Genomic DNA, 26,272 nt, shown 5'->3' on the forward strand with positions numbered 1-26,272 from the left:
CCGTAATAGGCCGCTCCTTTGAGAGCGGCCCCGCATGGACGCTGTGGATCTTTGGGTTTAGTCCTCCCAGTCGGCGTAGTCGTCGAAGTCGGCATAGTCGCTGGAGCAGCAGGAAAGCCCCAGCTTACTTCCCACCCGGTGGACGCACTCGGTGATCTTGTCCCAATAGGCGATGACGCAGCAGGCGGCAGCCGCCAGAGCCAGGCAGAACCCCACGACCTTCAGTACAAAACGGGCGATTTTCATTTTCCCGGCGCCTCCTTTTTTTCAATGGTACTCTTAGTGTACACGACTTTCGAGGAAATTACAATCGTTTCCCGCCACTTTTTCCCTTGTAATTTTATTGAAAATAGAATACAATAACCACACCAATATGTGATTTTACCCACGGAAAGGAAGGTCTTCCATGAAGCTGCAAACGGAAAAGGGCGTCATCACCATCAGCAGCGACGTTTTTACCAACATTACCGGGGCCGCCGCTACCAACTGCTATGGCGTGAAGGGCATGGCCATCCGCTCCACCACCGACGGACTGGTGCACCTTCTGCGCAAGGAGTCCATGGCCAAGGGCGTCAAGGTCAAGCTCAACGAGGACGACACCATCTCCCTGGAGCTCCATATCATTGTGGAGAACGGGGTCAACCTCATGGCGGTGAGCCGCTCCATCATGAGCGAAGTCAAGTATAATGTCAGCCGGGCCACGGGAGTGGAGGTCAAGTCGGTGGACGTGTTCGTTGACTCCATGGTCATCGGCTGAAAGGAAGGTAGAAGATATGATCACTACCATTGATGGGGCGCTTTTCGCCCGCATGATCGTCCACGCCTCGGCGTGCATCAACACCCAGAAGCAGGAGATCAACGAGCTCAATGTCTTTCCCGTCCCCGACGGGGACACGGGCACCAATATGTCCATGACCATCGGCGCCGCCGCCGAGGAGCTTGTCAAGAAGGAGCGCGCCACTGTGGGGGAGGCCGCCAACGCCACCGCCAACGCCCTGCTCCGGGGCGCCCGGGGCAACTCCGGCGTGATCCTCTCCCTGCTGTTTAGGGGCTTTGCCAAGGCGGTGAAGGAGAAGGAGACCATCGACGGCCGGGACTTTGCCATCGCCCTGGACTTCGGCGTGGCCGCCGCCTACAAGGCGGTGATGAAGCCCGCCGAGGGCACCATCCTCACCGTCTCCCGCCTCTCCGCCGCCGCCGCGGCCGCCGCCGCCCGGGAGGACGCCGGCGCCCAGTACGTGCTGGAGAAGGCCATCGCCGAGGGCCAGGTGGCCCTGGAGCATACCACGGAGCAGAACCCGGTGCTGAAGAAGGCCGGGGTGGTGGATTCCGGCGGCAAGGGCTTTTTGGTCATCCTCCAGGGGATGCTGGACGAGATGAACGCGGTACCCATGCCCGAGGGGGCCAGCGTGCCGGAGACCAAAAAGTCCGGCGCCGACTTCGCCGCTCTGGGGGACGAGGACATCACCTTTACCTACGACACCGTCTTCATTGTCCGCAAGGCCAAGGAGAATGTGAACCTGGAGCCCTTCCGGGCCTATCTCAACAGCATCGGCGACAGCCTGGTCATCGGGGAGAGCGACGAGGAGTTCAAGGTTCACGTCCACACCGATACCCCCGGCGCCGCCCTCACCGAAAGCGCCAAGTACGGTATTCTGGAGCTGGCCAAGATCGAGAATATGCGCACCCAGGCCGAAGATCTGGCGGCGGGCAAGCACGTCCAGTCCACCGACGACCTGGAGGAGGTCGAGGCCCAGCTGGAGGCCGGAGAGCGGAAGATCGCTCCGCCGGAGCGCAGGTACGGTGTGGTGGCGGTGGCCGCCGGCGACGGCCTTGCCGCCGTTCTGCGGGATCTGGGGGCCGACGGGGTCATCTCCGGCGGGCAGACCATGAACCCCGCCACCGAGGACATCCTCAGGCAGATCGACGCCACTCCCGCCGAGGTGGTCTTCGTGCTGCCCAACAACAAGAACATCGTCATGGCCGCCCAGCAGTGTATCCCGCTGGCTGAGGGCAAGCAGGTGGTGGTCATCCCCAGTAAGACGATCCCCCAGGGTATCTCCGCCCTGCTGGTGATGGATCCCGACGCCAGCGTGGAGGACAACGAGGCCGCCATGGCCGAGGCCATGGCGCGGGTCTCCACTGCGGAGATCACCTACGCTGCCCGGGACAGCGACTTCGGCGGTTTTTCCATCAAGCACGGGGACTATATGGCCCTGCTCAACGGCCAATTGCTGGATACCCAGCGGAACCTGGACAAGCTGCTGAAAAAGCTGGCCAAGGAGGAGCAGTACCGCGGCGCGGAGTTCATTAATATCTACTATGGCGCCGACGTCAAGCAGGCAGAGGCGGAGAAGACGCTGAAGCTCTTCACCGACGCCTGTCCCCAGGCGGAGATCACCCTTCTGTCAGGCGGCCAGCCGGTGTATTATTACATGATCTCTGCTGAATAGATCCGCAACTGCCGGGGGAGCCGCTGTGCGGCTCCCCTGTTTTTTCAACAAAGGAGAGACAAGTATCCATGTTAGGCATTATCGACGTGGGCGGCGGGATGCGGGGCTCCTTCACCGCCGGCATCTACGACTATCTCAATGACCAGGGCGTCCAGCCCTTCGATTACCTCATCGGCGTGTCGGCAGGCAGCGGCAATATGGTCAGCTACCTGGCCGGACAGCGGGGGCGCAACCTGCGCTTTTACTTGGACTACGCCTTCCGCAAGGAGTATATGTCCATGCACAATATGCTCCGCAAAGGCTCCTATATCAACCTGGACTACCCCTACACCATCCTCTCCGGCCCCGGCGGGGAGGATCCGGTGGATCTGGAAGCCTTCAATGCCAGCGCCGCCCGGTATGAGGCGGTGGTCACCGACGCCGCCACCGGCGACCCGGTCTATTACGACAAGGCCCTCCTCCGGGAGGGGAATTTCGACCCCATCAAAGCCTCCTGTGCCGTCCCCGGGGCCTGCCAGCCCTATCCTGTTATGGGCAGGCCCGGCTTTGACGGCGGCGTGGCCGATCCGGTGCCCTATAAGCGGGCCATCGCCCAGGGCTGCGACCGGATCGTGTTGCTGCTGACCCGGCCCGCCGACTACCTCCGCCCGCCCCTGGACCATCAGGAGGTCATGGAGAAGGCTCTGCGCCGCTGGCCCAACGCTTACGGCGCCCTGCTGCGCCGCAGCGTGCGCTACAATACGGACGTGGCCGCCGTAAAGGCCCTGGAGCAGGCGGGGAAAGCCCTTCTTATCGCCCCTTCGGACATCGCGGGCATGGCCACCCTCACCAAGGACAGGGCGGTGGTGGAGCGGCTGTACCATATGGGGTACGCCGAGGGAGCCAAGGTGCTGGAATTTGCCCGGAGCGGGAAGAGCTCTTGACAATTTCCCCCGGGTTGCATACAATAAAAACCAACTTTGAACCATAAAGGATGGAGAGAAATGGAACAGGATAATAAAAAGCAGGTGGAGCAGATCACCGATATGGAGGTGGACTTTGCCCAGTGGTACACCGACGTGTGCCGGAAGGCGGAGCTCATCGACTACACCAGCATGAAGGGCATGTTCATCCTTCGGCCTTATGGCTATGCCCTCTGGGAGAATATCCAGGCCATTCTGGACAAGGAATTTAAGGAGACAGGCCACGAGAACGTGTACCTGCCCATGCTTATCCCTGAAAGCCTTCTTCAGAAGGAGAAGGACCATGTGGAGGGGTTTGCCCCCGAGTGCGCCTGGGTCACCCAGGGGGGCAGCGAGAAGCTGGAGGAGAAGCTGTGCATCCGGCCCACCTCCGAGACCCTGTTCTGTGACCACTATTCCCACATCATCCACTCCCACCGGGATCTGCCCAAGCTCTACAACCAGTGGACCAGCGTCCTCCGGTGGGAGAAGACCTCCCGCCCCTTCCTCCGCCACCGGGAGTTCCTGTGGCAGGAGGGCCACACCATGCACGCCACCGCCCAGGAGGCCGTCGAAGAGACCGAGCGGATGTTCAACATCTACGCCGATTTCTACGAGAACGTGCTGGCCATCCCCGTGGTGAAGGGGAAAAAGACCGATAAGGAGAAGTTCTCCGGGGCGGAGGCCACCTACACTGTGGAGTGCATGATGCACGACCACAAGGCCCTCCAAGGCGGCACCTCCCACTACTTTGGGGACGGCTTTGCCAAGGCCTTTGATATCACCTTCACCGGCAAGGACAATCAGCTCCACCATCCCTTCCAGACCTCCTGGGGGGTATCCACCCGGATGATCGCCGGCATCATCATGGTTCATGGGGACAACCGGGGCCTGGTGCTGCCCCCCCGGATCGCCCCCACCCAGGTCATGGTGATCCCCGTGGCCCAGCACAAGGAGGGAGTCCTGGAGGCCAACCGGGCCGTCATGGACAAGCTGAAGGCCGCCGGGTTCCGGGTGAAGATGGACGATAGCGACAAGGCCCCCGGCTGGAAGTTTGCCGAGTATGAGATGAAGGGCGTCCCCCTCCGGCTGGAGCTGGGGCCCAAGGATATGGAGAAGAACCAGTGCGTGCTGGTGCGCCGGGACAGCGGAGAGAAGGCCTTCGTCAGCCTGGACGGCATCGAGGACACGGTGGCCAAGCTCCTGGACGACATCCACGACGCCCTCTACGCCAAGGCCCTGAAGAATCTGCAGGACAACACCTTCCCCGCCTACTCTCTGGAGGAGGCCAAGACCATCCAGGAGGAGAAGGGCGGCTTCATCAAGACCATGTGGTGCGGGGAGCTGGAGTGCGAGCTGAAGATGAAGGAGGAGGCGGGCATGTCCTCCCGGTGCATCCCCCTGGAGCAGGAGCACCTGGGCGACACCTGCGCCATCTGCGGCAAGCCGGCCAAGCACATGATCTATTGGGGTATCGCCTATTAAGGCACCCCGGCACAGGATCCTTTGCGAAAAAATACCCCCGAACCGTTCGGTTCGGGGGCGTTTTTTTGTTGGCGGGATTTAGAAACGCTCAGCGCCGTTGGGGGAGGCGGGGGCGCCGCCGAACTCCTTCTGGAGGACGGGGTAGGCGTTATCGGCGATGTCCAGCAGCCGGTAGAGCAGCTCCACGCACACGGAGCCCACATTCTGGGTCTCCACCGGCATATCCATCTGGATCCCGATGTGCTCGTCGCTGGTCACAAACTTAGCGAAGCGGTACCGGCAGTTCATGTCATTGCACAGATGGATGGCGGCGTGCTCCTTGCCGGCGGGGATGTGGATGAGTTTGAAGACCCGGATAGCGACGTCGTTGTCGGCGGCGGAGATGAAGAAGATCTGCACATTGGCGCCGCACTTGAGATCGAAGCCGGTGATGACGGCGGAGCTGGTGCCGTCGGGATGCTCGTCGACCGAGTAGCTCCAGTTCTGGGCCTTAAAGGCTTCTTCAATGGCCTTGGTGGCTTTCATGATCATGGTTTGCCCCTCCTATGTAAATACCTGTGAAACCCTTGCTTGTAAGATGAGACTATCATATCAACTTCTGCGCCAAAAGACAAGGGGATTTTGCCCATTTCCTCCGGAAGCCGGGCAAAAAAAGATTGCGTTTTGAAGCGGAAGGGGCTATAATAACCCTATATCATTTCAGTGAGGTCACTGCCATGAACGCTTCCGCCCTCACAACCGCATCCTTTTTCTCCTACCTCAGCCAGGCTCGATTTATGAGCTTTGGCTTTTTTGGCGTGGGTGAAAAGGGATGGACGAAATGAGACCGTCTGGGCGCTGCCGGGCGGGAAACCCAGTGATGTAGGCGATGCGGGGGTCTCATTGATGTTCATCATCAATGAGACCCTTTTATTATTCCAGAGAAGGAGAGATGCTTTTATGGTCGTCGTTATGAAACCGGGCACGCAGCAGAGGGAGATCGACAAACTGGTGGCGCAATTCCAGCTCCAGGGCCTCCAGGTGGGCATCACCAACGGTGTGGACTGCACCATCCTGGGCCTGGTGGGAGACACCACCGCCATCGACATCGATAAAATTTCCATCAATGAGCACATCGAGCGGGTCATGCGGGTCAGCGAACCCTACAAGCGGGCCAACCGGAAGTTCCATCCGGAGGACACAGTGGTGAAGGTGGGCGCGGCCACCATCGGCGGGGGCAGCTTCTCCGTTATCGCGGGGCCCTGTTCGGTGGAGAGCGAGGAGCAGATCATTGCGGTGGCCAAGGATGTGCAGGCCTCCGGGGCCGCCCTTCTCCGGGGCGGGGCCTTCAAGCCCCGCACCTCCCCCTACTCCTTCCAGGGGATGGGGGTCGGCGGGCTTGACCTGCTGCTGGAGGCCAAGGCCGCCACGGGCATGCCCATCGTCACCGAGCTGATGAGCCCCAAGTACTGCCAGCTCTTCGAGGACAAGGTGGATATCATCCAGATCGGCGCCCGGAATATGCAGAACTTCGACCTTTTGAAGGAGGTGGGCAAGCTGTCCAAGCCCATCCTTCTCAAGCGGGGCCTCTCCAACAGCTACGAGGAGTGGATCATGTCGGCGGAGTATATCATGTCCGAGGGCAACGAGAACGTGATCCTCTGCGAGCGGGGCATCCGCACCTTTGAGACCTACACCCGCAACACCCTGGACGTGTCCGCCATCCCCGCCGTGAAGCGGATGAGCCACCTGCCCGTGGTGGTGGATCCCTCCCACTCCGCCGGGATGTACTGGATGGTGGAGCCCCTGGCTCTGGCCGCCGTGGCGGCGGGGGCGGACGGACTGCTCATCGAAGTCCACAACGATCCCCCCCACGCCAAGTGCGACGGCCAGCAGTCCCTCACCCCGGAGCACTTCGACCGGCTCATGGGCAAGGTCTCCGCCCTGACGGAGCTGGTGGGCAAGACTTTGGTAAAATAAGACCACAGGGGCGGCCCTTTGCCGCCCTACGGAGGAGAGGAACCCATGAAAACCCTTCACATCGACTTGGCCCAGCGCTCCTACGACATCCACATCGCCCCCGGCCTGCTCAGCAGGGTAGGGGAGGAGATCCGAAAGGTCTGCCCCAAGGCCCAGCGGCTTGCCATCGTTACGGATGCCAACGTGGAACCCCTCTACAGTGCCCAGGTGGAGGACAGCCTGGAACACGCCGGGTTTGACACAGGGCTGTTTGCGGGCCCTGCCGGAGAGGGGGCCAAATGCGCCACCCATCTCGCCGCTCTCTGGGAAGCTATGATGCATTACGGCCTCACCCGCACCGACGCCGTGGTGGCCCTGGGCGGCGGCGTGGTGGGCGATCTGGCGGGCTTCGCCGCCGCCACCATCCTCCGGGGGGTGGACTTCATCCAGATCCCCACCACCCTCCTGGCCCAGGTGGACTCCTCGGTGGGGGGCAAGGTGGCCATCGACCTGGCGGCGGGGAAAAACCTGGCGGGATGTTTCTGGCAGCCCAAGGTGGTGCTCATGGACCCGGAGACCCTGAATACCCTGGACGACAAGACCTTCTCCGACGGCATGGCGGAGGTGGTCAAGTACGGCTGCATCGCCGATAGGGAGTTCTTCGATTTCCTCTGTGTCCACCCCAGCAGGGCCGAACTTATGGCAAATATTGAACACATACTGTATACCTGCTGCAATATAAAACGCTCTGTTGTGGAAAAGGACGAGCTGGACACGGGGAAACGGATGATTTTGAACTTCGGCCACACCCTGGGCCACGCCTATGAGCTGGCGGGGAACTATGAGACCTGGACCCATGGCCAGGCGGTGGCGGCGGGGATGTGCGCCGCCGCCAAGCTGGGGGTGGGCCTCGGGGTCACTCCGGCGGGTCTGCCGGAGCGGGTAGAGACCCTTCTGAAGGCACTGGCCCTTCCCACCCACATCGACTGTGACGCCGAGACCTATGCCGCCGCCATCGGCCGGGACAAGAAGGGCACGGGCGGGGACATCTCGGTCATCCTTTTGGAGGAGATGGGCCGGGCTGTGGTGAAGAAGATGCCCAAGGCAGAGCTGCTGGAGGAACTGAGATGACCCTCACCATCACACCCTCCCGGCTGGCCGGAGCGGTCACTCCGCCCCCCTCCAAGTCCCAGGCCCACCGGCTGCTCATCGCCGCGGCGCTGGGGTCGGGGGAGAGCGTTGTCCGCGGCGTATCCCACTCCCAGGATATGGAGGCCACCCTGGGCTGTCTGGAGGAGCTGGGGGCAGAATTTACCCGGCGGGGAGACGCCGTCATCGTTCAGGGCCTGGGGGCAAACGCCGCCTGTCCCCTCCGGCGCATGGCCTATCCCCGTCTGGACTGCGGAGAGTCCGGCTCCACCCTGCGTTTTCTCATCCCCCTCGCTCTGGCCCTTCGGGGGGGCGGGACATTTACCGGGCGGGGCCGGCTCATGGAACGGCCCCAGCGGCCCTATTTCGACCTTTTTGAGGAGAAGGGCATCTCTTATGGGCAAAGGGACGGCCTTCTCACCGTTCAGGGGCGGCTGACCCCGGGAGAGTACCGCCTGCCCGGCAATGTCTCTTCCCAGTTTATAACCGGCCTTCTCTATGCCCTGCCCCTGCTGGAGGGGGACAGCTATATTATTCCCACCACCCCCGTTGAAAGCTGGGACTATATCCTCATGACCATGGAGGCCCTCTTCGCCGCCGGAGTGGCGGCGGAGGAGCCGAGGGAGGGCTGCCCCTACTTCTACGTCCACGGCGGCCAGAGCTATTCCGCCGGGGATTTTACCGTAGAGTCCGACTGGTCTCAGGCCGGGTTCTGGTACGCCGCCATGTACCTGGACAACCCGGTGGAGATACAGGGCCTGAATCCCCACTCCGTCCAGGGGGACAAGGTCATCGCCGACCATTTTGCCCGGCTGGGCCGGGAGGGGGACGGAGACGTGGATGTGTCCGGCTGTCCCGATCTGGTGCCCCCTCTGGCGGTGATGTCCGCCCTCCGGCCGGGGAAGGAGACCCGGCTGGTGAACGCCGCCCGGCTGCGGCTGAAGGAGAGCGACCGGCTCGCTTCCGTCACGGCGGTGCTCGCCGCCCTGGGGGCCGACGTGGCCGAAGGGGAGGACTTCCTGGTCGTCCGGGGCAGGGAGGCCCTCCCCGGGGGCGTGACGGTGGACAGCTATAACGACCACCGTATCGCCATGATGGCGGCCATCGCCGCCACCCGGTGCCAAAGGCCCATCACCCTTACGGGGGCCGAGGCGGTGAACAAATCCTACCCCAGCTTCTGGGAAGAATACGTCCGCCTGGGCGGGAAAATTCAGGAGGAAAGGGCATGAAATATACCATTTTCGGCGAATCCCACGGCAGCGCCATCGGCGTGGTGCTGGAGGGAGTTCCCCCAGGGCTGGCGCTGGACATGACCGCTATGGCGGGCCAGCTGGCCCGCCGGGCCCCGGGGAAGGACGGCTTGTCCACCGCCCGGCGGGAGGCGGACGAAGTTCACGTCCTCTCCGGGCTTTTTGAGGGCAAGACCACCGGGGCGCCGCTGTGCCTGGTCATTCAAAATTCCGACCAGCACTCCACCGACTATGAGGCCCTGCGCTACACCCCCCGGCCCAGTCACGGGGATTACGCCGGGTTCATCCAGAGCAAGGGGAACCTGGACTACCGGGGGGGCGGCCACTTCTCCGGCCGGCTCACCGCCCCTCTGGTGGCGGCAGGGGCGGTGGCCAGGCAGCTGCTGGCGGAGAAAAACATTTGGGTGGGCAGTCACATCAGCGCCATCTATGGGATCAGCGACGCCGCGCTGGACGGTGTGGAGGCCCTGCGCACCCTGGCAGACAAGCCCTTCCCCGTGCTGGACGACGGCAGGGGAGAGGAGATGCGCGCGGCTATTCTGGAGGCAAAGAACGACGGTGACAGCGTGGGCGGCTCCATCGAGTGCGCCGTGGTGGGCCTCCCGGCGGGGCTGGGGGCCCCTGACTTCGGCAGAAACGTGGAGGGGATCTTCTCCCAGTACCTTTTCGCCGTCCCGGCGGTGAAGGCGGTCTCCTTCGGGGCCGGGGTGGCTCTGAGCTATATGCGGGGCACCGAGGCCAACGATCCCTTTGAGATAAAGGACGGTAAGGTGGTCACCAAGACCAATCACGCCGGGGGCGTCAACGGCGGCATTACCAACGGGATGCCTGTTCTCTTTGAGGTCACCCTCCGCCCCACCCCATCCATCGCCCTGCCCCAGGAGAGTGTGGACTTGCGCACCGGGGAAGAGGTGGAGCTCGAGATCAAGGGCCGCCACGACCCCTGCGTCGTCCACCGGGCGGTGCCTGTCATTGAGGCGGCGGCGGCCCTTGCCGCCTGTGAGGTTTTAGGGATCTGACGCGGGGGAGGGGTCTGCCGCCCGCTGAAAAAAGCAAGCCCAGAAAAAGGAAGGAAGAGATCACTATGTCCCAATTAGATGAATACCGCGCCCGGCTGGACGCCATTGACGGCGGCCTTACCGAGCTGTTCCTGCGCCGGATGGAGGTCACCGCCCAGGTGGGGGAATATAAGCGCAGCGCCAAGCTGCCGGTGCTGGACGCCCAGAGGGAGCAGGAGGTCATTGCCCGCCGCTCCGCTCTGGCTTCCACCCCCGCCGACCGGGCGGCGGTGGCCCGCTTTTTTGAGTCCATCATGACCCTCTCCCGCCGCCAGCAGCACAAGATCGTCAAGGAGGGGGCGGAGGACGCGGGCTATGCCCGCTGGCTGGGCCAGCTCAGCCAGCAGCGGGAGCCGGTGGCCAATCCCCGGGTGGTCTACCAGGGGGAGCCAGGGGCCTATTCCGAGGAGGCCGCCGCCGGCTTCTTCGGAGAGGGGGTGGAGGCCCGGGGCCTTCCCTGGTTCGGGGATGTGTTCCAGGCCCTGGCCCGGGGGGAGGCGGACTATGCCATGCTCCCCATCGAAAACTCCTCCACCGGCTCCATCCGCCAGGTCTACGACCTGCTGGCCCAGTATGACTTCTGCCTGGTGGGAGAGTGGCAGGTGAAGGTGGAGCACTGCCTGGCCGCCCTTCCCGGGGTGAGTATGGAGGAGATCAAGACCGTCTACTCCCACGAGCAGGGCCTTCAGCAGTGCGACAGGTTCCTGGACGAGCACCGGGGCTGGACGCAGGTGCCCGCGCTGGACACGGCGGGCTCTGCCAAGCAGGTCGCCCAGAGGGGGGAGCGGACGGCGGCGGCCATCTGTTCCCAGCGGGCGGCCAAGCTCTATGGTCTCGATGTGCTGGCCGCGCCCATCAACCACAACACTGCCAACTTTACCCGCTTTGTGGTGGTCTCCCCCAGCCTGGAGCTGCGCCAGGGCCGGGACAAGATCTCCGCCGTCTTCTCCCTGCCCCACCAGTCCGGCTCCCTCCATGAGATCCTGACCATCTTCGCCGTCAGCGGACTGAACCTGGTGAAGCTGGAGTCCCGCCCCATCTCCGACCGGGGCTGGGAATACCGCTTCTTTGTGGAGTTTACCGGCGACCTCACCGCCCCCGGCATGGACGGGGTGCTCCATGAGCTCAGCCAGCTCTCGGCGGATTTTCGCATCTTGGGAAATTTTAAGGGGTATGAGAGATGAAAAATATCATTCTCATCGGCATGATGGGCTGTGGCAAGACCACAGTGGGCGAGCTGCTCGCCATGCGGCTCAAGCGCACACTGGTGGACACCGACAAGCTCATCGAGGCCCGGGAGGGGATCTCCGTGGCGGAGATCTTTGAGACCCAGGGGGAGGGGTATTTCCGCTCTTTGGAGATGGGGGTGGCCCAGGCCCTCAGTTTGAGAGACGACCTTATCATCGCCTGCGGCGGCGGCCTTCCCCTCCAGGAGGGGGCCATGGCCGCCCTGAAGCAAAGCGGCGTGGTGATCTGGCTCGACCGGGACGCCGGGGACATCTTCGACGGGGAGGATATGTCCGGCCGTCCCCTGGCCCAGGCGGGCCGGGAGGCCTTTTTGGAGCGGGCGGCCCAGCGCGCCCCCATCTATGAAAAGTGGGCCGACGCCACCATCCATGATTTTACCTCTGCCGTCTCCACTGCCGCCCGGGTGAAAGAGGCGGTGGAGACCATTGCGTCCTGGGAAGAAAATAAGGGAGGAGAAGGGATATGAAATTTCTCATCATCAACGGCCCCAACCTGAATCTGCTGGGGCAGCGGGAGCCGGGCATCTACGGGGAGGAGAACTACGAGAGCCTTTGCGAGCGCGTCAAGGCCTTCGCCGCCGCCCACGGCTCCACCGCCGAGTGCTTCCAGTCCAACCATGAGGGGGCTATCGTGGACGCCATCCACGCCGCGAACGGAGTCTACGACGCCATCGTCATGAATCCCGGGGCCTATACCCACTACTCCATCGCCATTCTGGACGCCCTGAAGGCGGTGAGTGTGCCCTGTGTGGAGGTGCACATCTCCAATGTCCACCAGCGGGAGGAGTTCCGCCACAAGAGCGTCACCGCCCCCGCCTGCGTGGGGCAGATCTGCGGCCTGGGCCTCTACGGCTACGAGGCCGCCATGGGCTATTTCCTGGGGAAACAGTAACCGGCTTTTTAGTGTTTAGAAGGACATTTCACCAAGGGCGCTTGCTGTGCATCGCGGAAGGAGGGCGGCGGCTTGGATAAACTGACCCTGGGCATCCTGGCCCATGTGGACGCGGGCAAGACCACCCTCTCGGAGGCGCTTCTCTACAAGGGAGGCGCGCTGCGCACGCTGGGGAGGGTGGATCATGCCAACGCCTTTCTGGATACCGACGACCAGGAGAAGGAGCGGGGCATCACCATCTTCTCCAAGCAGGCGGTGCTCCCGCTGGAGGATGTGGACTTCACCCTGCTGGACACCCCCGGGCACGTGGACTTTGCCGCCGAGGCAGAGCGGGTGCTGGGGGTGCTGGACTGCGCTCTTTTGGTCATCTCCGCCCCCGACGGTCCCCAGGGCCACACCCTCACCCTGTGGAAGCTGCTGGAGCGCCACGGGGTGCCCACCTTCCTCTTTCTCAACAAGATGGATCAGCCCGGCGTGGACAGACAGTCTCTGCTCTCCAAGCTGCGCGGCGCCCTCTCTGATGGTATTCTGGATTTTTCCGGCTACGGAAGCGCCTCCTTCTGGGAGGAGGCCGCCCTGGGGGACGAGGGGGCCTTGGAGGAGTACATGGAGCAGGGCCGGCTCACCGATCATACCCTGCGGCGACTTATTGCCCGCCGCAGGGTATTCCCATGCCTGTTTGGCTCAGCCCTGAAGCTGGAGGGGGTGGAGACGCTTTTGGACAGCCTCTCCCGCTTCGCCCCCCGGCCCCGGTGGGGGGCGGAATTCGGCGCCCGGGTGTTCAAAATTTCCAGAGACCCCCAGGGGGCGAGACTCACCCACCTGAAGCTCACCGGGGGCAGTCTCCGGGTAAAATCCACCCTTCCGGGCGTGGAGGGGAAGGTGGAGCAGATCCGGATCTACTCCGGGGCCAAGTTTACCCCGGTGGAGGAGGCCCCGGCGGGGACGGTCTGCGCCGTCACCGGCCTGAAGGGCACCGCCCCGGGGCAGGCCCTGGGCGCGGAGAGGCCCTGGGCGCCGCCGGCGCTGGAGGCGGTGATGACCTATCAGCTCATTCTGCCCCAGGGGGCCGACCCCCACGCCGTCCTCCCCAGGCTGCGGCTGCTGTGTGAGGAGGATCCCCAGCTGTGCCTGGAGTGGAAGGAGGATCTGGGGGAGATCCATATGCGGCTTATGGGCCAGGTACAGGCGGAGGTGCTGAAAAGGCAGATCCAGGAGCGGTTCGGCCTGGCGGTGGACTTTGGCCCCGGCAGCATCGTCTACCGGGAGACCATCGCCGCGGCGGTGGAGGGAGTGGGCCACTTTGAGCCTCTGCGCCACTACGCCGAGGTGCACCTGCTGCTGGAGCCCCTGCCCCGGGGCAGGGGCGTGGAGATCGCCTCTGCCTGCGACCAGGACGCCCTGGCAGTGAACTGGCAGAGGCTCATTCTGACCCATCTGGCGGAGAAGAGCCACCGGGGGGTGCTCACCGGCAGCCCCATCACCGATGTGCGCCTCACCCTGGTCTCGGGCCGGGCCCACGAAAAGCACACCGAGGGGGGCGATTTTCGCCAGGCCACCTACCGGGCGGTGCGCCAGGGCCTGATGAAGGCCCGAAGCATCCTTTTGGAGCCTTGGTATGATTTCCGGCTGGAGCTGCCCGCCGCCAGCCTGGGCCGGGCGCTGAGCGACATACAGCGCATGGGGGGCGAGACCGGGCCGGCCCAGCCCCTGGGGGAGGAGGCCGTTCTCACCGGCTCCGTCCCGGTGTCCGCCATGGGGGACTATGCCGCGGAGGTGGCGGCCTACACCAAGGGGCGCGGCCGCCTGACCTGCACCGCCGGACTCTACCGGCCCTGCGGAGAGCAGGACAAGGTGGTGGAGGCGCTGGGCTACGACCCGGAGCGGGACGTGGACGACCCGGCGGGTTCGGTGTTCTGCGCCCACGGCGCGGGATACAATGTGCCCTGGAACGAGGTGGAGAAGCACATGCACCTGGCCGCGCTGGAGCTGGGCGGCCCGCCCTCCACGGAGGAAAGACCCGAACCCCAGCAGCCGCGCCGCGCCGTGCCGCCCTCCGGGGGCCTGGAGGCGGATAGGGAGCTGATGGGCATTTTTGAGAAGACCTACGGGGCGGTGAAGCCCCGCGCCTTCCACCCTCCGCCCCCCGTGCCGCCCCGGCGGGAGAGCCGGGAGGCGGCCAAGCCTCCCAAGGGGAAGCCGCTGCCCTCAGGGCCGGAATACCTGCTGGTGGACGGCTACAACATTCTCTTTGCCTGGGAGGAGCTGAAGACCCTGGCCAGGGACGACCTGGACGCCGCCCGAAAGACCCTGATGGACATTCTGAGTAACTACCAGGGCTTCAAAAATAACCGGGTCATTTTGGTTTTCGACGCCTATAAGGTGCCGCAAGGCACCGGCTCGGTGGTGAAGTACCACAACATTCACGTGGTCTATACCAAGGAGGCGGAGACGGCGGACAGCTATATCGAGAAGGCCAGCTACCGGCTCTCCCAGGAGGGAGTCCGGGTGCGGGTGGCCACCTCCGACGGCCCGATCCAGTTTATTATTCTGGGCCACGGAGCCCTGCGCATGTCCGCCCCGGAGCTGCGCGGCGAAGTGGAGCAGGCCCGGGTGGAGATCGCCAATATCCTGAAACGGAACAATATGAAGCTCCCCTCCGGCCCGGTAAAGGCTGCCTTTGAGAAGGCCCGGGGGGAAAGGGACGACCTTTCGGTATCAGAACGCGGAAAGAGGGAACAGCGATGACGGTAAAGCAGCTGGAATATGTTTTGGCGGTGGCACAATGCGGCTCGCTGAGCAGGGCCGCCGCGAGACTCTATGTGGCGCAGCCCACCCTGTCGGAAATGATCCAGAACCTGGAGCGGGAGCTGGGCTTCAGCATTTTTGCCCGCAGCCGCTCGGGCATGACCTTGACGGCCGACGGAGAGATGTTTGTGACGGACGCTCAGTCTGTGATCGAGCAGATGCGTTATCTGGAGCAGCGATATGAAAAGCACAGCGAAGAATGTCACCGCTTTTCTATGAGCTCCACCCACTTTTATTTTACAGAGGCCGTATTTGCGCGCATAGCCAGGGAACTGGAGGGAAAATGCAGCCTCCGGCATCTGGACAGCAGAAAGCTGGATGTGATCGAGGAGGTGGCCCGGGGGGTCAGCGAGTTGGGGATCCTCAACTACTATGAGGAGGACAACAACCGCGGCCACATCCTCCGGGAGTTAAAAAACCGCGGGCTGGAATATCATGTGCTGGGCACCCTGACACCCGCGGCCTTTCTCTCCGTCCGCCATCCTCTGGCGAAGCGGAAGACCTTGAAAATGGAAGAGTTGAAGTCATATCCTCGGTGTACCTTCTTTCAGGGCCCGCTGATCCCACGGCAGTTTTCTGAGGAGTGGTTTGAGGAAGGGGGATGGGATAGAGAGCTGGTAGTCCAGGACAACGGAGCGGTGACCATTTTGCTTCAGGAGACCGACTGCTTTTCCATTGGGAGCGGGATCATTCCCGAGGTATTTCAAAAGCTGGGGCTCACCACAGTCCCTGTGGAAGATATCTCCGATAATACCATTATCTGGATTAAAAAGAGGAACCACGAGCTCTCGGCCATCGGAAGACGGTGCGTGGAGTTGTGCAAAGAGGAGATCAAGAGGGCCAGGGAGAGCCAGTTATCTATATAAGATAGATAACTATAGAATTTTCCTATGAAAACCCTTTGGATTTTCCAGTTTTATTTTTTCCGCAAATACGAGTACAATGTGGAAAATAGTTGTTTACGGACACTGACAAGAAAGAACGATGCGTCTTCGTACCCTTTCCAGTTGCTGTCTTGGTGACAGACAAAGGCGTCTGAAGACGCGTTTTTTCACCCCTATACTTTATCACCGCAAAGTGGAAAAGTGAAAAGTAAACAACAAATAAAGTGATGGAAAAGAGGAGACAAAATGAAAAAAGTGATGGCATCCCTGCTCAGCTGCGCAATGCTGCTGAGCGTACTGTCCGGTTGCGGCGGACAGGCGGGCTCCGACGGAAAAAAGGGCGGCGATGAAAAGAGCGTCACACTGAAGATCCACTGCGATTATACGGAGGATCACCCCACGGCCCAGATCCTGGCCCAGTTTTGTGAGAAGGTCAGCGAGGCCACCGACGGCACCCTGACCGTGAAGCCCTATTATGCCGGCTCTCTGGGAGATTACACCACCGTGTTTGACGAAGTGTCCAAGGGCAGCATCGACATGACCTTTGGCTGTAACTCCACCACCTTTGGACAGGCGCTGAACATCTGGAATATGCCCTATCTGGCAGCCACCTGGGAGGAGGCCAGCGAGCTGTTTGCCCCCGGCTCCTACGTCAACGACACCATGACCAAGCTGTGCGACGATGTGGGGATCAAGCTGCTGGGCCTGCATCTGGTGGGCGCCGGCGGTCTGGCGGGCACAAAGATGCCCACGGACTGGGACGTCTGGGGCGCCAACCACAGCTTCGTGCTCCGGGTGCCCAACAGCGATACGGTTTCCGTGCCCATGGCCGCCATGGGCTACCAGGTTCAGGCGGTCAACTGGTCTGAGCTTTTCACCTCTGTACAGACCGGCGTGGTGGACGGCTTTGTGGGCGGACATCCCCCTGTCTGCTATGACCAGTTCCGGGACGTGATCAAGTACTACATCCAGATCAACAATTTCTTTGAGGTGGCCACCGTCAGCATCAACAAGGAGGTCTTCGAGGGCCTGAGCGAGAACCAGCAGAAGGCGCTGGAGGATGCGGCGGCTTGGGTGTTCGAGGAGAGCCTGGCCAAGGGCGAGGAGACCGAGAACGAATATCTGGAGAAGATGGCCGACTACGGCATTGAGGTCATCAAGCCCGACGACGCCGTGCTGGAAGAGTTTGGAGCCAAGTGCCGCGAGGAGGTCTGGCCCAAGCTGCGGGACAGCATGGGCAACGACGAGGTTTTTGACGGCCTGATCGAGAGCCTCTCCAAGTGATCTTCCGCCGCTTGCTCTGAGAAGTATACACGGAAAAAAGGGACGGATCGGGAGGGAGGTTCCTGATCCGTCCCCTGCATTCAGGGAGGAAAGTCCTATGAAAAACTTTGTGAAGTCCTTCGGCGAAAAACTGCTGAAGGCGGAGCACGTTGTGGTGGTGGTCTGCTGCATTGCCATGGTGCTTTTGGTGTTTATCACAGTGCCCATGCGCCGTATGTTTAAGGTGAGCATTTTGGGCCTGGAGGAGCTCATCATGCTCTTTGCCTTTGGGATCTACTTTATTGGCGGGGCTTTGGGCAGCAAGGAGGAAACTCAGATCACCGCCGATGTGATGAGCCTCTTTATCAAGGATCAGAGAAAGATGCTGCTGCTGCGCGCGTTCCAGAACCTTGTGGACGCGGTGCTCATCGGCATTTGCGCGGTGCTCTCCACCCAGGAGATGATCTTTGTGCTGGGAGAGGGGAGCCGGACTACGGGCCTGAAGCTGCCCATGTGGATCGTGTATACCATTATTCTGATCGGCCTGTTTTTGATGTCCTTTTACGCGCTGGCCCACTGCGTCAGATATTTTCAAAAATTCCGCCATTATGGGGAAACCGGAGAGGAGGGGCAGAGATGAGCGCACCTGTTATGATCGCCATCGTCCTTTTGATCGTCTTGCTGATGGTGGGGATCCCTGTTCCCGCCGCCTTCTTCGGTACCACCCTTTTCCTGGTGTTTTCCTGTGGCTATTCCCTGGATTTTCTGGTGCCCTACGCCTATTCCAAGACCAGTAACTTTGTGCTTCTGGCGATCCCTCTGTTCATCATAGCCGGAGGGATCATCGAGCGCAGCGACCTGGGCGCCCATCTGGTGAACTTTGTCAATCTGCTGGTGGGCAGGGTGAAGGGCTCGCTGGGCATGGTGGCGGTCATCGCCTGCGCCCTGTTCGGCTCCGTCACCGGCTCCGCCTGTGCCACCATGTCTGTGATCGGCTCCATCATGTGGCCGCGGATGGAGCAGGCGGGCTACAGCAAGGGAAAGTCCGCCGCCCTCATTTCCAGCAGCTGTCTGCTGGGTGGATTGATCCCGCCCAGCTCCCTGATGATCATGTACGCGTGGCTGGCCAAGGAGTCCGTGCTCAAGTGCTTCCTGGCAGTGCTTGGCCCGGGCCTTCTGATGACGGCGATGTTCTGTGTGGCCTATTTCTTTATGGTGCGCAAGGACGAGGGGATGGAGGTGGCGCAAAAGCTGCCGAAGACCGAGTTCAAGCGGGAATTTAAGGTGCGGCTGGTAAAGTTCATCCCCGCCATCATCTTTCCCATCATTATTCTGGGCGGTATCTATTCCGGGATCATGACCGCCACGGAGTCCGCCGCCGTCTCCCTGGTCTATGCGCTGCTGGTGGGACTTTTCATTTACCGGACGCTGACCTGGAGCAAGATCAAGGACGTGCTCATCTCCAGCGCCAACACTATCGGCGTGATCATGGTCATGCTCTTTACGGTGATGATGCTCAGCCGCATCTTTGTTATGGAGGACGTGCCCTCCATGATCATGGACGCTCTGGGCTCCGTGGCCACCAGCAGGGTCGCAGTACTGGCCATCGTCAATATCTTTATGATCATTATTGGTATGCTGATGGACGATACCAGCGCCACCCTGCTGTGCGTACCCATCCTGCTGCCCGTGGTGGAGTCTGTGGGGGTCTCTCCCATCCACTTTGCCGCCATCGTGGCGGTAAACATCAGCCTGGGCTGCGTGACGCCGCCCTGCGCACCTTTGATGTATCTGGGCGCCCGTTTGAGCAATACCGATGTGGCCGATGTGCTCAAGCCCACCTTCCAGCTGATTTTCTGGGTGTGGCTGCCCGCCCTGATCCTGGTGACCTATGTGCCCGCCATCGCGACCTTCTTACCCTCCCTGCTGAAATGAACGGGGAAGGGGGCGCTCACACGCAGGTAAGGGCCGACAAAAGCCTGGATAGGCGGTTTGCCGCCCTTCAGGGCTGCTTTTTTGCCGGCTATGCGGGAACGTCGTTTTTCTCCTACCTTCTGCTGCAGAAGGGCGTCTCCAATGTGCTGATCGGCATGCTGGGCGGGCTGACGTCATGTGTCAGCACACTGGTGCAACCGGTGTGGGGGCTGCTGTGTGACCGCCGCCGCTGCTACCGGAGCTTCTATCTGCTCAGCGCCGCCGCCATGCTGGTCGTGTATACGTGGATCATCCGGGCGGGCACAACGGCGGAACTGGCGGTATGCGCGGCATTGTCGGGAATGTTCATCAACTGTATTCAGAATATGGGCAACGGCTGGGTGGCCGCCCTCAATGCCCAGGGGCGCGCCGTCAATTATGGCGTCTCCCGCAGCTGCGGCAGCCTGGCCTTCGCCATTATGGCCGTGGCGCTGGGCTGGGCACTTGAACGCTTTGGGCATAGAGGCCTGGTGGGCGGAATGACCCTGGCTGGACTGTGCTGCGCCGCGGTCTCCTCTACCATCCCCAGACCCAAGGCGCTGCCGCGCACGGCGGAGGACGCCCCAGGGCCCGGCATGGGGGAAGGGCTGCGGGTGCTGACAGGGCAGCGGGAATATATGCTTGTGGTGCTCAGCGGCTTTTTTGCCATGGCCGGTGTGGCCGGGATCAACGCCTACTTTTCCGCCTATTTGGCCATCATGGGGGCCGGCGCTACGGCGGTGGGCGTGGGCAACTTTGCCTACGCCATTGCCGAGGTGCCCTTTATGTTTTTGTCCAGAGCCCTGCTGGAGCGTTTTTCCTTTCGGCGGCTTTTTACCGTCTGTCTGCTCGCTCATGCGCTTCAGTGTGCGCTGGTGGGGCTTTCGCCAAACTATACCTGCGCCATTTTGGCCATGCTGCTTCAGGGCTTGAGCTTCGGGACTCTGGTGCCCTGCCTGCAGAGCTATACCGCCGGCCATGTGGACGCCCGGTACACCGCCATGGCTCAGCTGTTCACCTCATCTGTAAGCCTGAGCGCGTCTATGGTCTTTGGCAGCCTGGCGGCCAGCCTTTTGAGCGTTTGGCTTCCGCTGCCCGCCGTGTTTCTTGCCCTCTCTTTGCTTCCGCTGGGCGGGGGGCTGGCTTTTTGGTTCGGTGTGGGCGCAAAGGGCGGAGAACAGGCAGAATAATTTTTCAGGAGGAGAAGTATGGAGCTTCATAATGTGATCCCCAGCGACCGGATCCCGGAGCTGTTCAGCGTGAAGGATCGGGTGTGCTTTATCACCGGCGCCGGCGGCTTGGGTGAGAGCTTTGCCGCGGCCTTCGCGCACAACGGCGCCAGGGTGGCTCTGGCCAACCGCACCAGGGAAAAGGCCGACAGGGTGTGCGCGGAGCTGACAAAAGAGGGCTGTGTGTGCAGAAGCTACGCCCTGGATGTGCGCAGCGCGGAGGACTGTCAACGGGTCACCCAGCAGATCGAAAAGGACTTTGGCCGCATTGATATCTTGATCCATACCGCGGCGGTGGCCCGAACCTGCGATACGCTGGATCCCGATGAGGAGGAGCTCAAGGATACCCTCCAGACCAATCTGCTGGGCAGCATCCACATCGACAAGACCGTCAGTGAGGTGATGGTACGCAACGGGTTCGGCCGCATCATCAACATCAACAGCATCGACGCCTTTTCCGTCAACTGTGTAGACGGAATGTCCTATGCCTGCAGCAAGGCGGCGCTGATGCAGGCCACCAAGAACTTCGCGGTGAGCCTGGCGGATAAGGGCGTGACCGTCAACGGCATCGCGCCGGTGTGGATCTGGACGCCTATGATGGCCAAGCGGCCCGGGGACTATATGAAACAGGCGGCCGCCTCCATCCCCATGGGGCGGGTGTCCTATGCCGAGGACTATCTGGGAATGGTCTTCTTTCTGGCCAGCGCGGCCAGCAGCTATGTCACTGGGCAGACCTTCCTGGTAGACGGCGGCTGGAGCGTGAGCCGGGTATTTGAGTATCAGGACAGCTGAGGGGAGCGGCGGCCCATAGCTGAAGAGGAAAGGGGAAAATAGCGGTATGCTTGGAGAAAAGCTCAGGCAGCATCGAAAGCGCTTTGGGTATACCCTTCAGGAGCTCTCGCAAAAGACCAATCTTTCAGTGGGATACCTCAGCAACATTGAACGGGACGCCGCCAGCCCTACCATTGCCACCCTGGATATCCTCTGCAACGCGCTGCGGGTGGACATCGTAGAGCTTTTGAAGGCGGATCGGAGCCCCTCTCCCCTGGTGAGGAAAGGAGAGCGCCGCCGGATCTACGCCCAGCAGGACGGGGTTTTGGAAAACGTGGCGGTGGAGAATGATCTCTACCGCTGCACCTGCTATACGATGGATCCGGCGTTTCGGGACTGGATCAAGGTGCCTGCCGGAGACAGCCGGGGGATCCTGTGCTATCTGATCTCCGGGCGTATGGAGCTGGTGATGGAGGATGAGGGCTATGAGATGGAGGAAGGGGACTGCCTCTTTATTCCGCCCCACGCCGCCCACAGCTTTCGCCGGCGGGACGAGGGGCCCTGCGTGAGCCTGTGGTTTTATTCCTCCGGCCTGAGAACCTGATCTTTTTTTCATGAAAATGAAAAAGAGATGGGCGAACTATCACAATATCTCATTTTTGAAAAAGAAAATTGACTTTTGTCCGGACTAAAATTATAGTAAAAACAGCATGAGAGGACGCATGGAGGAAAAGGTTGGCATGAAGCAGTTGACAGGCTGCGTGGGGGGCATACAAAAATACTCCACCTCTGACGGGCCGGGGATCCGGACGTCGGTCTTTTTAAAGGGGTGCCCCCTGCGGTGCCGCTGGTGCCACAATCCAGAGCTGCTTGAGCGGGAGCGGCAGTTTCTATTTACTGCCCAGAAGTGCATCGGCTGCGGCAACTGCGTCAAAGCCTGTTCCACCGGAGCGCTGCGGCACCTGGGGCAGCGGGTGGAAATTGACCCTGAACGGTGCAGGCGCTGCTATTCCTGTGTGGAGTATTGCTACAGCGAGGCTCTGCGCCTGGCGGGCGAGGAGATGACGGTGGAGCAGGTCATCACGCTGGTTCGGCAGGATAAGGGCTACTATGAGCGTACCGGCGGCGGCATGACCATCAGCGGCGGAGAGCTGCTCATGCAGTGTGACTTTGCCGAGGCTCTGCTGGACGCGGCCAGAGACGAGGGGATCGGCGTGGCGCTGGATACCTGTGGCTTTGGCGACGGAGACCGGCTGTACCGTATGGCCCAAAAGGCCGACTATATCCTCTATGACATGAAGTCCATCGACGACCAGGTGCATCAGAGGGCCACCGGACGCTCCAACAAGCTGATCCTGGAAAATCTGATCCGGCTGGCGGACGCCCCGGAGATCAACGGAAAGATCTGGATGCGGATGCCCCTGATCCAGGGGCTCAACGATACCGAGGACATCATTCGGCGTACCGCCGAGTTTTACGAAGAGCACCGCCTGACCTACGTGACGCTCTTCCCATACCATGAATTGGGGATATCCAAATACAAGAGCCTGGGTCAGGACTATGAAAATTTCGCACCCCCCGACAGCGCCCGGCTCCATGAGATACGCAAGCTGTTTCAGGAGCATGGGATCAGGACTGATATCCTGGGGGAAGAGATCCAGTAAAAGGAGGCGGACACCTTGAGCGAGGTCGTGAATACCAGCAAGATCAGCGAGCTGTTTTCCCTGGAGGGAAAGGTAGTGCTGGTGGTGGGAGCCGGCGGGCTGGGAGCCTATATCGGACGGGGAATGGCCATGAACGGCGCCCGGGTCATTTTTACCAACACCACCTTGGGTAAGGCGGAGAAGGTTCAGGCCGAGATGAAGCAGGAGGGCCTTTCCTGTGATATTTACCAGCTGGACGTCACCGACGACGCGCAGGTGCGCGCGGTGGTGGCGGCCATTGCCGGCAAGTATGGACGGATCGACGTGCTTGTCAACACAGCCGGGATCGGCGCCCACTCCGAGCCGGAGAACTATCCCCCTGAGGTAGTCCGCCAGGTGGTGGATGTGAACCTCAACGGCACAATCTTCATCTGCCGGGAGGTGGGGAAGGTGATGATGGAACAGGGAGGCGGCAAGATCATCAACATCGGCTCCATTGCGGGGGCTTACTGCCACACCTATCTGTCCATGCCCTATGAGTGCTCCAAGGCCGCGGTTCATCAGCTTACCCGCTCCTTGGCGGTGACCTGGGCAAAGTATAACATCGACGTTAATTGTATCGCGCCTACCTGGGTCTATACGCCCATGCTGGAGGGCTTCCAGGGGGACACCTATCAGCGTATTATTGAGCAGCATCCCGCGGGACGCATTGCCGAGCCCAGCGACTTTTTGGGACTGGCTATTTATCTGTCCACCTCCGCCTCCAACTATGTCACCGGCCAGGTGATCTATGTGGACGGCGGCTGGACAGGCGGAAGACCGCTTGACATTCCTATGGAGCAGCGCCACGTGCGCTGAATAGACCATTTGATGTGATTGGAGGAGACTACGATGACGGAACGAGTGCAAAAATTGCGTAAGCAGCTGCTGGGCGTAAAGCCCGCCCTGAGTATAGAGCGGCTTCGCCTGGAGACGGAGGCGGCCAAGATGTTCTCCGGCGCCCCCACCCCCATTTACCGGGCCAAGATTCTGGAGTACGTATTCCAGCATAAGAGCGTGAAGATCTATGACGGCGAGCTGCTGGTGGGCACCGTCACCGAGAAGGTTCGGGCGGCGGACATCTTCCCGGAGTATGCTTCGGGCAAGCTGTGGCTCTATGAGACCCTGCCTATGATCTCTGAGCGGCCCCATGATCCTTTTGAGATCTCCCCTGAGGAGGTAGCCGAGGCGGTGGAGCTGCTCCACTACTGGGACGGCAAGGCCACTGAGGAGCTGACCCTGTCTCACATTCCCCAGTATCTGCTGGATCATGAGAATGCCGGGGTCTATAAGTCGGGCAACAAGGGCAGCGTGTCGGGCCACGTACATCCCAACTATCAGCGGATGATGAAGGGCGGCTTCCGTGCCCAGATCGACCGCTGCAAGGCTCTGATCGAAGAGGCGGCCTCCACCGGAATGACGGTGGAAAAGATCCATCAGGTGGAGTACTGGGAGGCCACGATTATCGTACTGGAGGCCTTTATCGGCTATGCCCACCGCCTGGCGGACGAGGCTGACCGCCAGGCCGCCGGCTGCGCCGACCCGGTGCGCGCACAGGAGCTGCGGCAGGTTGCCGGCATCTGCCGCAAGGTACCGGAGAATCCCCCGGAGACCTTCCGCGAGGCCCTGCAGTTCCAATGGTTCATTGAGATGGGGCTGAATGTGGAGGCCAACTCCTACGCCACCGGCCTGGGCCGTTTTGACGTGAACCTGGGCCATTACCTGGAGGCCGATAAGGCCAGGGGGCTCATTACCGACGAGGAGGCCAAGGAGCTGCTGGAGCTGCTGTTTATCAAGGTCACCGCCATCGTCAACATGAGCGATAACTACTACAGCCGTGCCGATGCGGGCTATCCCATGTGGCAGATCCTGATGATTGGCGGCGTGGACGCCAACGGCGACGATGTGACAAACGACCTTTCTTATCTGGTGCTGGACGCCGCCAGCGAGGTCAAGCTGGCCCAGCCCGCTGTGGCCATGCGCGTCCATGACGGCACGCCGGAGGCCCTGTTCCGCAAGGGGATCGAAATGGTGCAGGACGGCCAGGCAAATCCCGCCTTCTTCAGCGATAAGGTGGCCATGGAGCAGGTGCTGGATAAGGGCGGCTCTCTGGAGGAGGCCCGCAATTGGGTCATCATCGGCTGCATCGAGCCCCACCCCGGCATGGGCAACACCGACGGCAGCCCTGTGGGCGGCTATGTCAGCGCCCCCAAGTGCCTGGAGATGGCCCTTCACAACGGTGTTGATCCGGTCACCGGCATGAAGCTTGGCCTGGAGACCGGCGACCCCACTACCTTCACCTGTAAAGAGGATCTGGTGGAGGCGGTGAAGAAACAGGTTTGCTACGCCTGGGAGCTGCTGACCCGTGAGCACTGTATCTCCCAGTCCATCCAGACCAACCTGCCCGCCATCTACGCCTCCTCTCTCATCGACGGCTGTATTGAGAAGGGCAAGTCCATTCAGGAGGGCGGCCCAGTCCACTGCTATGTGAATACGTTTATCTGCGGTCCCGCCACGGTGGGCGACTCCATCGCCGCCATCGACTATGCGGTGTTCCAGAAAAAGCTGCTGACCATGGAGCAGATGATCCACCTGTGTGACACCAACTTTGAGGGCGCCGAGGATATTCGTCAGATGCTGGTCAACAAGTGTCCCAAGTTCGGCAACGACATCCCCGAGGTGGACAAGATCGTCTCCGACATTGTGGAGGCTGGCGTGACCCACGTGTGCAAGATCAAGGACGCCCGGGGCGGCTACTTCTCCCCCGGCAACCTGTCCCAGACCTACAATGTGACCCTGGGCGAGCATGTGGGGGCTACCCCTGACGGACGCAAGGCGTTCACGGCCCTCAGTGATAACGCCTCTCCCGCTATGGGCCGGGACGTGAGCGGCCCCACCGCCGCGGCCAATTCCGTGGCCCATCTGAATCAAAAGGTCTGCCACGGCGGCGTGCTCTACAACCTGCGCTTTGACCCCCGGGGCGTGGCGGGAGAGAGCGGCGTGCAGATCATCGGCGGCGTGGTCAAGGAGTTTATGGAGGGCGGCGAGCACATCCAGATCAATGTGGTAGACGACGCCACCCTCCGGGCCGCCCAGGTGCATCCTGAGGACTACCGGGATCTGGTGGTTCGTGTGGCGGGCTACATGGCCTACTTTACCGAGCTGGACAAGGGCGTGCAGGACATTATCATTGCCCGTACCGCCCACTGCTCCTGAGTCAAAGAGATCTGCCACGGTAAGCGCTTACATGTGAAAATGCCAAAAGAAAA

At 61.5% G+C, this 26,272-nt stretch carries 24 protein-coding genes; 22 read left to right on the top strand and 2 right to left on the bottom strand.

The features are described 5' to 3' along the window. Window positions 1-57: 57 nt before the first annotated feature. Window positions 58-246, bottom strand: coding sequence for a hypothetical protein (locus tag NFR87_RS07725; RefSeq protein WP_251448660.1), 189 nt, complete (start codon window positions 244-246; stop codon window positions 58-60). 160 nt (window positions 247-406) lie between these two features. Between NFR87_RS07725 and NFR87_RS07730 the strand changes: the two genes are divergently transcribed. The 4 genes from NFR87_RS07730 to proS all read left to right on the top strand — a co-directional run bounded on the left by NFR87_RS07730 (window position 407) and on the right by proS (window position 4,879). Beyond that, entirely contained in the window at window positions 407-757 is a 351-nt protein-coding gene (locus tag NFR87_RS07730; protein ID WP_251448662.1) for an Asp23/Gls24 family envelope stress response protein, read from the top strand. Window positions 758-773: 16 nt separating this feature from the next. Continuing rightward, complete coding sequence (locus tag NFR87_RS07735) at window positions 774-2,453, top strand: DAK2 domain-containing protein (RefSeq protein WP_251448664.1); 1,680 nt, start codon at window positions 774-776, stop codon at window positions 2,451-2,453. 68 nt (window positions 2,454-2,521) lie between these two features. Further along, a complete protein-coding gene (locus NFR87_RS07740; protein ID WP_251448666.1) occupies window positions 2,522-3,376 on the top strand; it encodes a patatin-like phospholipase family protein in 855 nt (284 codons plus the stop codon). A 60-nt stretch (window positions 3,377-3,436) separates the two neighbouring features. Next, window positions 3,437-4,879: a proline--tRNA ligase gene (proS, locus tag NFR87_RS07745; protein WP_251448667.1), complete on the top strand. Its 1,443-nt coding sequence runs from the start codon at window positions 3,437-3,439 to the stop codon at window positions 4,877-4,879. 78 nt (window positions 4,880-4,957) lie between these two features. Here the strand turns inward: proS and NFR87_RS07750 are convergent, their stop codons facing one another. Further along, window positions 4,958-5,410 carry a T3SS (YopN, CesT) and YbjN peptide-binding chaperone 1 gene (locus NFR87_RS07750; RefSeq protein WP_251448668.1) on the bottom strand — a complete coding sequence of 151 codons (453 nt, stop codon included), beginning with the start codon at window positions 5,408-5,410 and terminating at the stop codon, window positions 4,958-4,960. Between the two features lie 408 nt (window positions 5,411-5,818). On the opposite strand from NFR87_RS07750, the gene aroF reads away from it, so the two are divergent. From aroF to NFR87_RS07840, 18 genes are all read left to right on the top strand, one after another. Further along, window positions 5,819-6,838 (top strand): 3-deoxy-7-phosphoheptulonate synthase, encoded by a 1,020-nt coding sequence (aroF, locus tag NFR87_RS07755; RefSeq protein WP_251448669.1) that lies wholly within the window; start codon window positions 5,819-5,821, stop codon window positions 6,836-6,838. 45 nt (window positions 6,839-6,883) lie between these two features. Next, window positions 6,884-7,948 carry a 3-dehydroquinate synthase gene (aroB, locus tag NFR87_RS07760; RefSeq protein ID WP_251448670.1) on the top strand — a complete coding sequence of 355 codons (1,065 nt, stop codon included), beginning with the start codon at window positions 6,884-6,886 and terminating at the stop codon, window positions 7,946-7,948. Continuing rightward, entirely contained in the window at window positions 7,945-9,195 is a 1,251-nt protein-coding gene (locus tag NFR87_RS07765) for a 3-phosphoshikimate 1-carboxyvinyltransferase (RefSeq protein WP_251448671.1), read from the top strand. The genes aroB and NFR87_RS07765 overlap by 4 nt, the downstream gene beginning before the upstream one ends. Further along, on the top strand, window positions 9,192-10,235 hold the full coding sequence (gene aroC, locus NFR87_RS07770) for a chorismate synthase (protein WP_251448672.1): 1,044 nt from the start codon (window positions 9,192-9,194) through the stop codon (window positions 10,233-10,235). The genes NFR87_RS07765 and aroC overlap by 4 nt, the downstream gene beginning before the upstream one ends. Window positions 10,236-10,300: 65 nt before the next feature. Next, entirely contained in the window at window positions 10,301-11,458 is a 1,158-nt protein-coding gene (locus NFR87_RS07775) for a bifunctional chorismate mutase/prephenate dehydratase (protein ID WP_251448673.1), read from the top strand. Continuing rightward, window positions 11,455-11,988: a shikimate kinase gene (locus tag NFR87_RS07780; protein ID WP_251448675.1), complete on the top strand. Its 534-nt coding sequence runs from the start codon at window positions 11,455-11,457 to the stop codon at window positions 11,986-11,988. Before NFR87_RS07775 ends, NFR87_RS07780 begins: the two co-directional genes overlap by 4 nt. Then, window positions 11,985-12,413, top strand: a complete 429-nt coding sequence (gene aroQ / locus NFR87_RS07785) for a type II 3-dehydroquinate dehydratase (RefSeq protein ID WP_251448677.1) — start codon at window positions 11,985-11,987, stop codon at window positions 12,411-12,413. The genes NFR87_RS07780 and aroQ overlap by 4 nt, the downstream gene beginning before the upstream one ends. Window positions 12,414-12,485: 72 nt before the next feature. After that, window positions 12,486-15,161, top strand: coding sequence for a translation factor GTPase family protein (locus tag NFR87_RS07790; protein ID WP_251448679.1), 2,676 nt, complete (start codon window positions 12,486-12,488; stop codon window positions 15,159-15,161). Next, on the top strand, window positions 15,158-16,087 hold the full coding sequence (locus NFR87_RS07795; RefSeq protein WP_251448681.1) for a LysR family transcriptional regulator: 930 nt from the start codon (window positions 15,158-15,160) through the stop codon (window positions 16,085-16,087). The genes NFR87_RS07790 and NFR87_RS07795 overlap by 4 nt, the downstream gene beginning before the upstream one ends. A gap of 264 nt (window positions 16,088-16,351) precedes the next feature. Continuing rightward, entirely contained in the window at window positions 16,352-17,389 is a 1,038-nt protein-coding gene (dctP, locus tag NFR87_RS07800) for a TRAP transporter substrate-binding protein DctP (RefSeq protein ID WP_251448682.1), read from the top strand. Window positions 17,390-17,486: 97 nt separating this feature from the next. Then, window positions 17,487-18,008 (top strand): TRAP transporter small permease, encoded by a 522-nt coding sequence (locus tag NFR87_RS07805; RefSeq protein WP_251448684.1) that lies wholly within the window; start codon window positions 17,487-17,489, stop codon window positions 18,006-18,008. After that, window positions 18,005-19,303, top strand: a complete 1,299-nt coding sequence (locus NFR87_RS07810) for a TRAP transporter large permease (RefSeq protein WP_251448686.1) — start codon at window positions 18,005-18,007, stop codon at window positions 19,301-19,303. The genes NFR87_RS07805 and NFR87_RS07810 overlap by 4 nt, the downstream gene beginning before the upstream one ends. Beyond that, a complete protein-coding gene (locus NFR87_RS07815; RefSeq protein ID WP_251448687.1) occupies window positions 19,300-20,511 on the top strand; it encodes an MFS transporter in 1,212 nt (403 codons plus the stop codon). The genes NFR87_RS07810 and NFR87_RS07815 overlap by 4 nt, the downstream gene beginning before the upstream one ends. Window positions 20,512-20,529: 18 nt before the next feature. Beyond that, window positions 20,530-21,342: an SDR family NAD(P)-dependent oxidoreductase gene (locus NFR87_RS07820; RefSeq protein WP_251448689.1), complete on the top strand. Its 813-nt coding sequence runs from the start codon at window positions 20,530-20,532 to the stop codon at window positions 21,340-21,342. A gap of 46 nt (window positions 21,343-21,388) precedes the next feature. After that, window positions 21,389-21,925, top strand: coding sequence for a helix-turn-helix domain-containing protein (locus NFR87_RS07825; RefSeq protein ID WP_251448691.1), 537 nt, complete (start codon window positions 21,389-21,391; stop codon window positions 21,923-21,925). Between the two features lie 136 nt (window positions 21,926-22,061). Next, entirely contained in the window at window positions 22,062-22,985 is a 924-nt protein-coding gene (locus NFR87_RS07830) for a glycyl-radical enzyme activating protein (RefSeq protein ID WP_251448693.1), read from the top strand. A 15-nt stretch (window positions 22,986-23,000) separates the two neighbouring features. Further along, complete coding sequence (locus tag NFR87_RS07835; RefSeq protein WP_251448695.1) at window positions 23,001-23,822, top strand: SDR family NAD(P)-dependent oxidoreductase; 822 nt, start codon at window positions 23,001-23,003, stop codon at window positions 23,820-23,822. Window positions 23,823-23,855: 33 nt separating this feature from the next. Continuing rightward, a complete protein-coding gene (locus NFR87_RS07840) occupies window positions 23,856-26,219 on the top strand; it encodes a glycyl radical protein (RefSeq protein ID WP_251448697.1) in 2,364 nt (787 codons plus the stop codon). Window positions 26,220-26,272: the final 53 nt, after the last annotated feature.

This window comes from Vermiculatibacterium agrestimuris (genome assembly GCF_943193085.1).
Classification (GTDB): Bacteria; Bacillota; Clostridia; order Oscillospirales; family Oscillospiraceae; genus Vermiculatibacterium; species Vermiculatibacterium agrestimuris.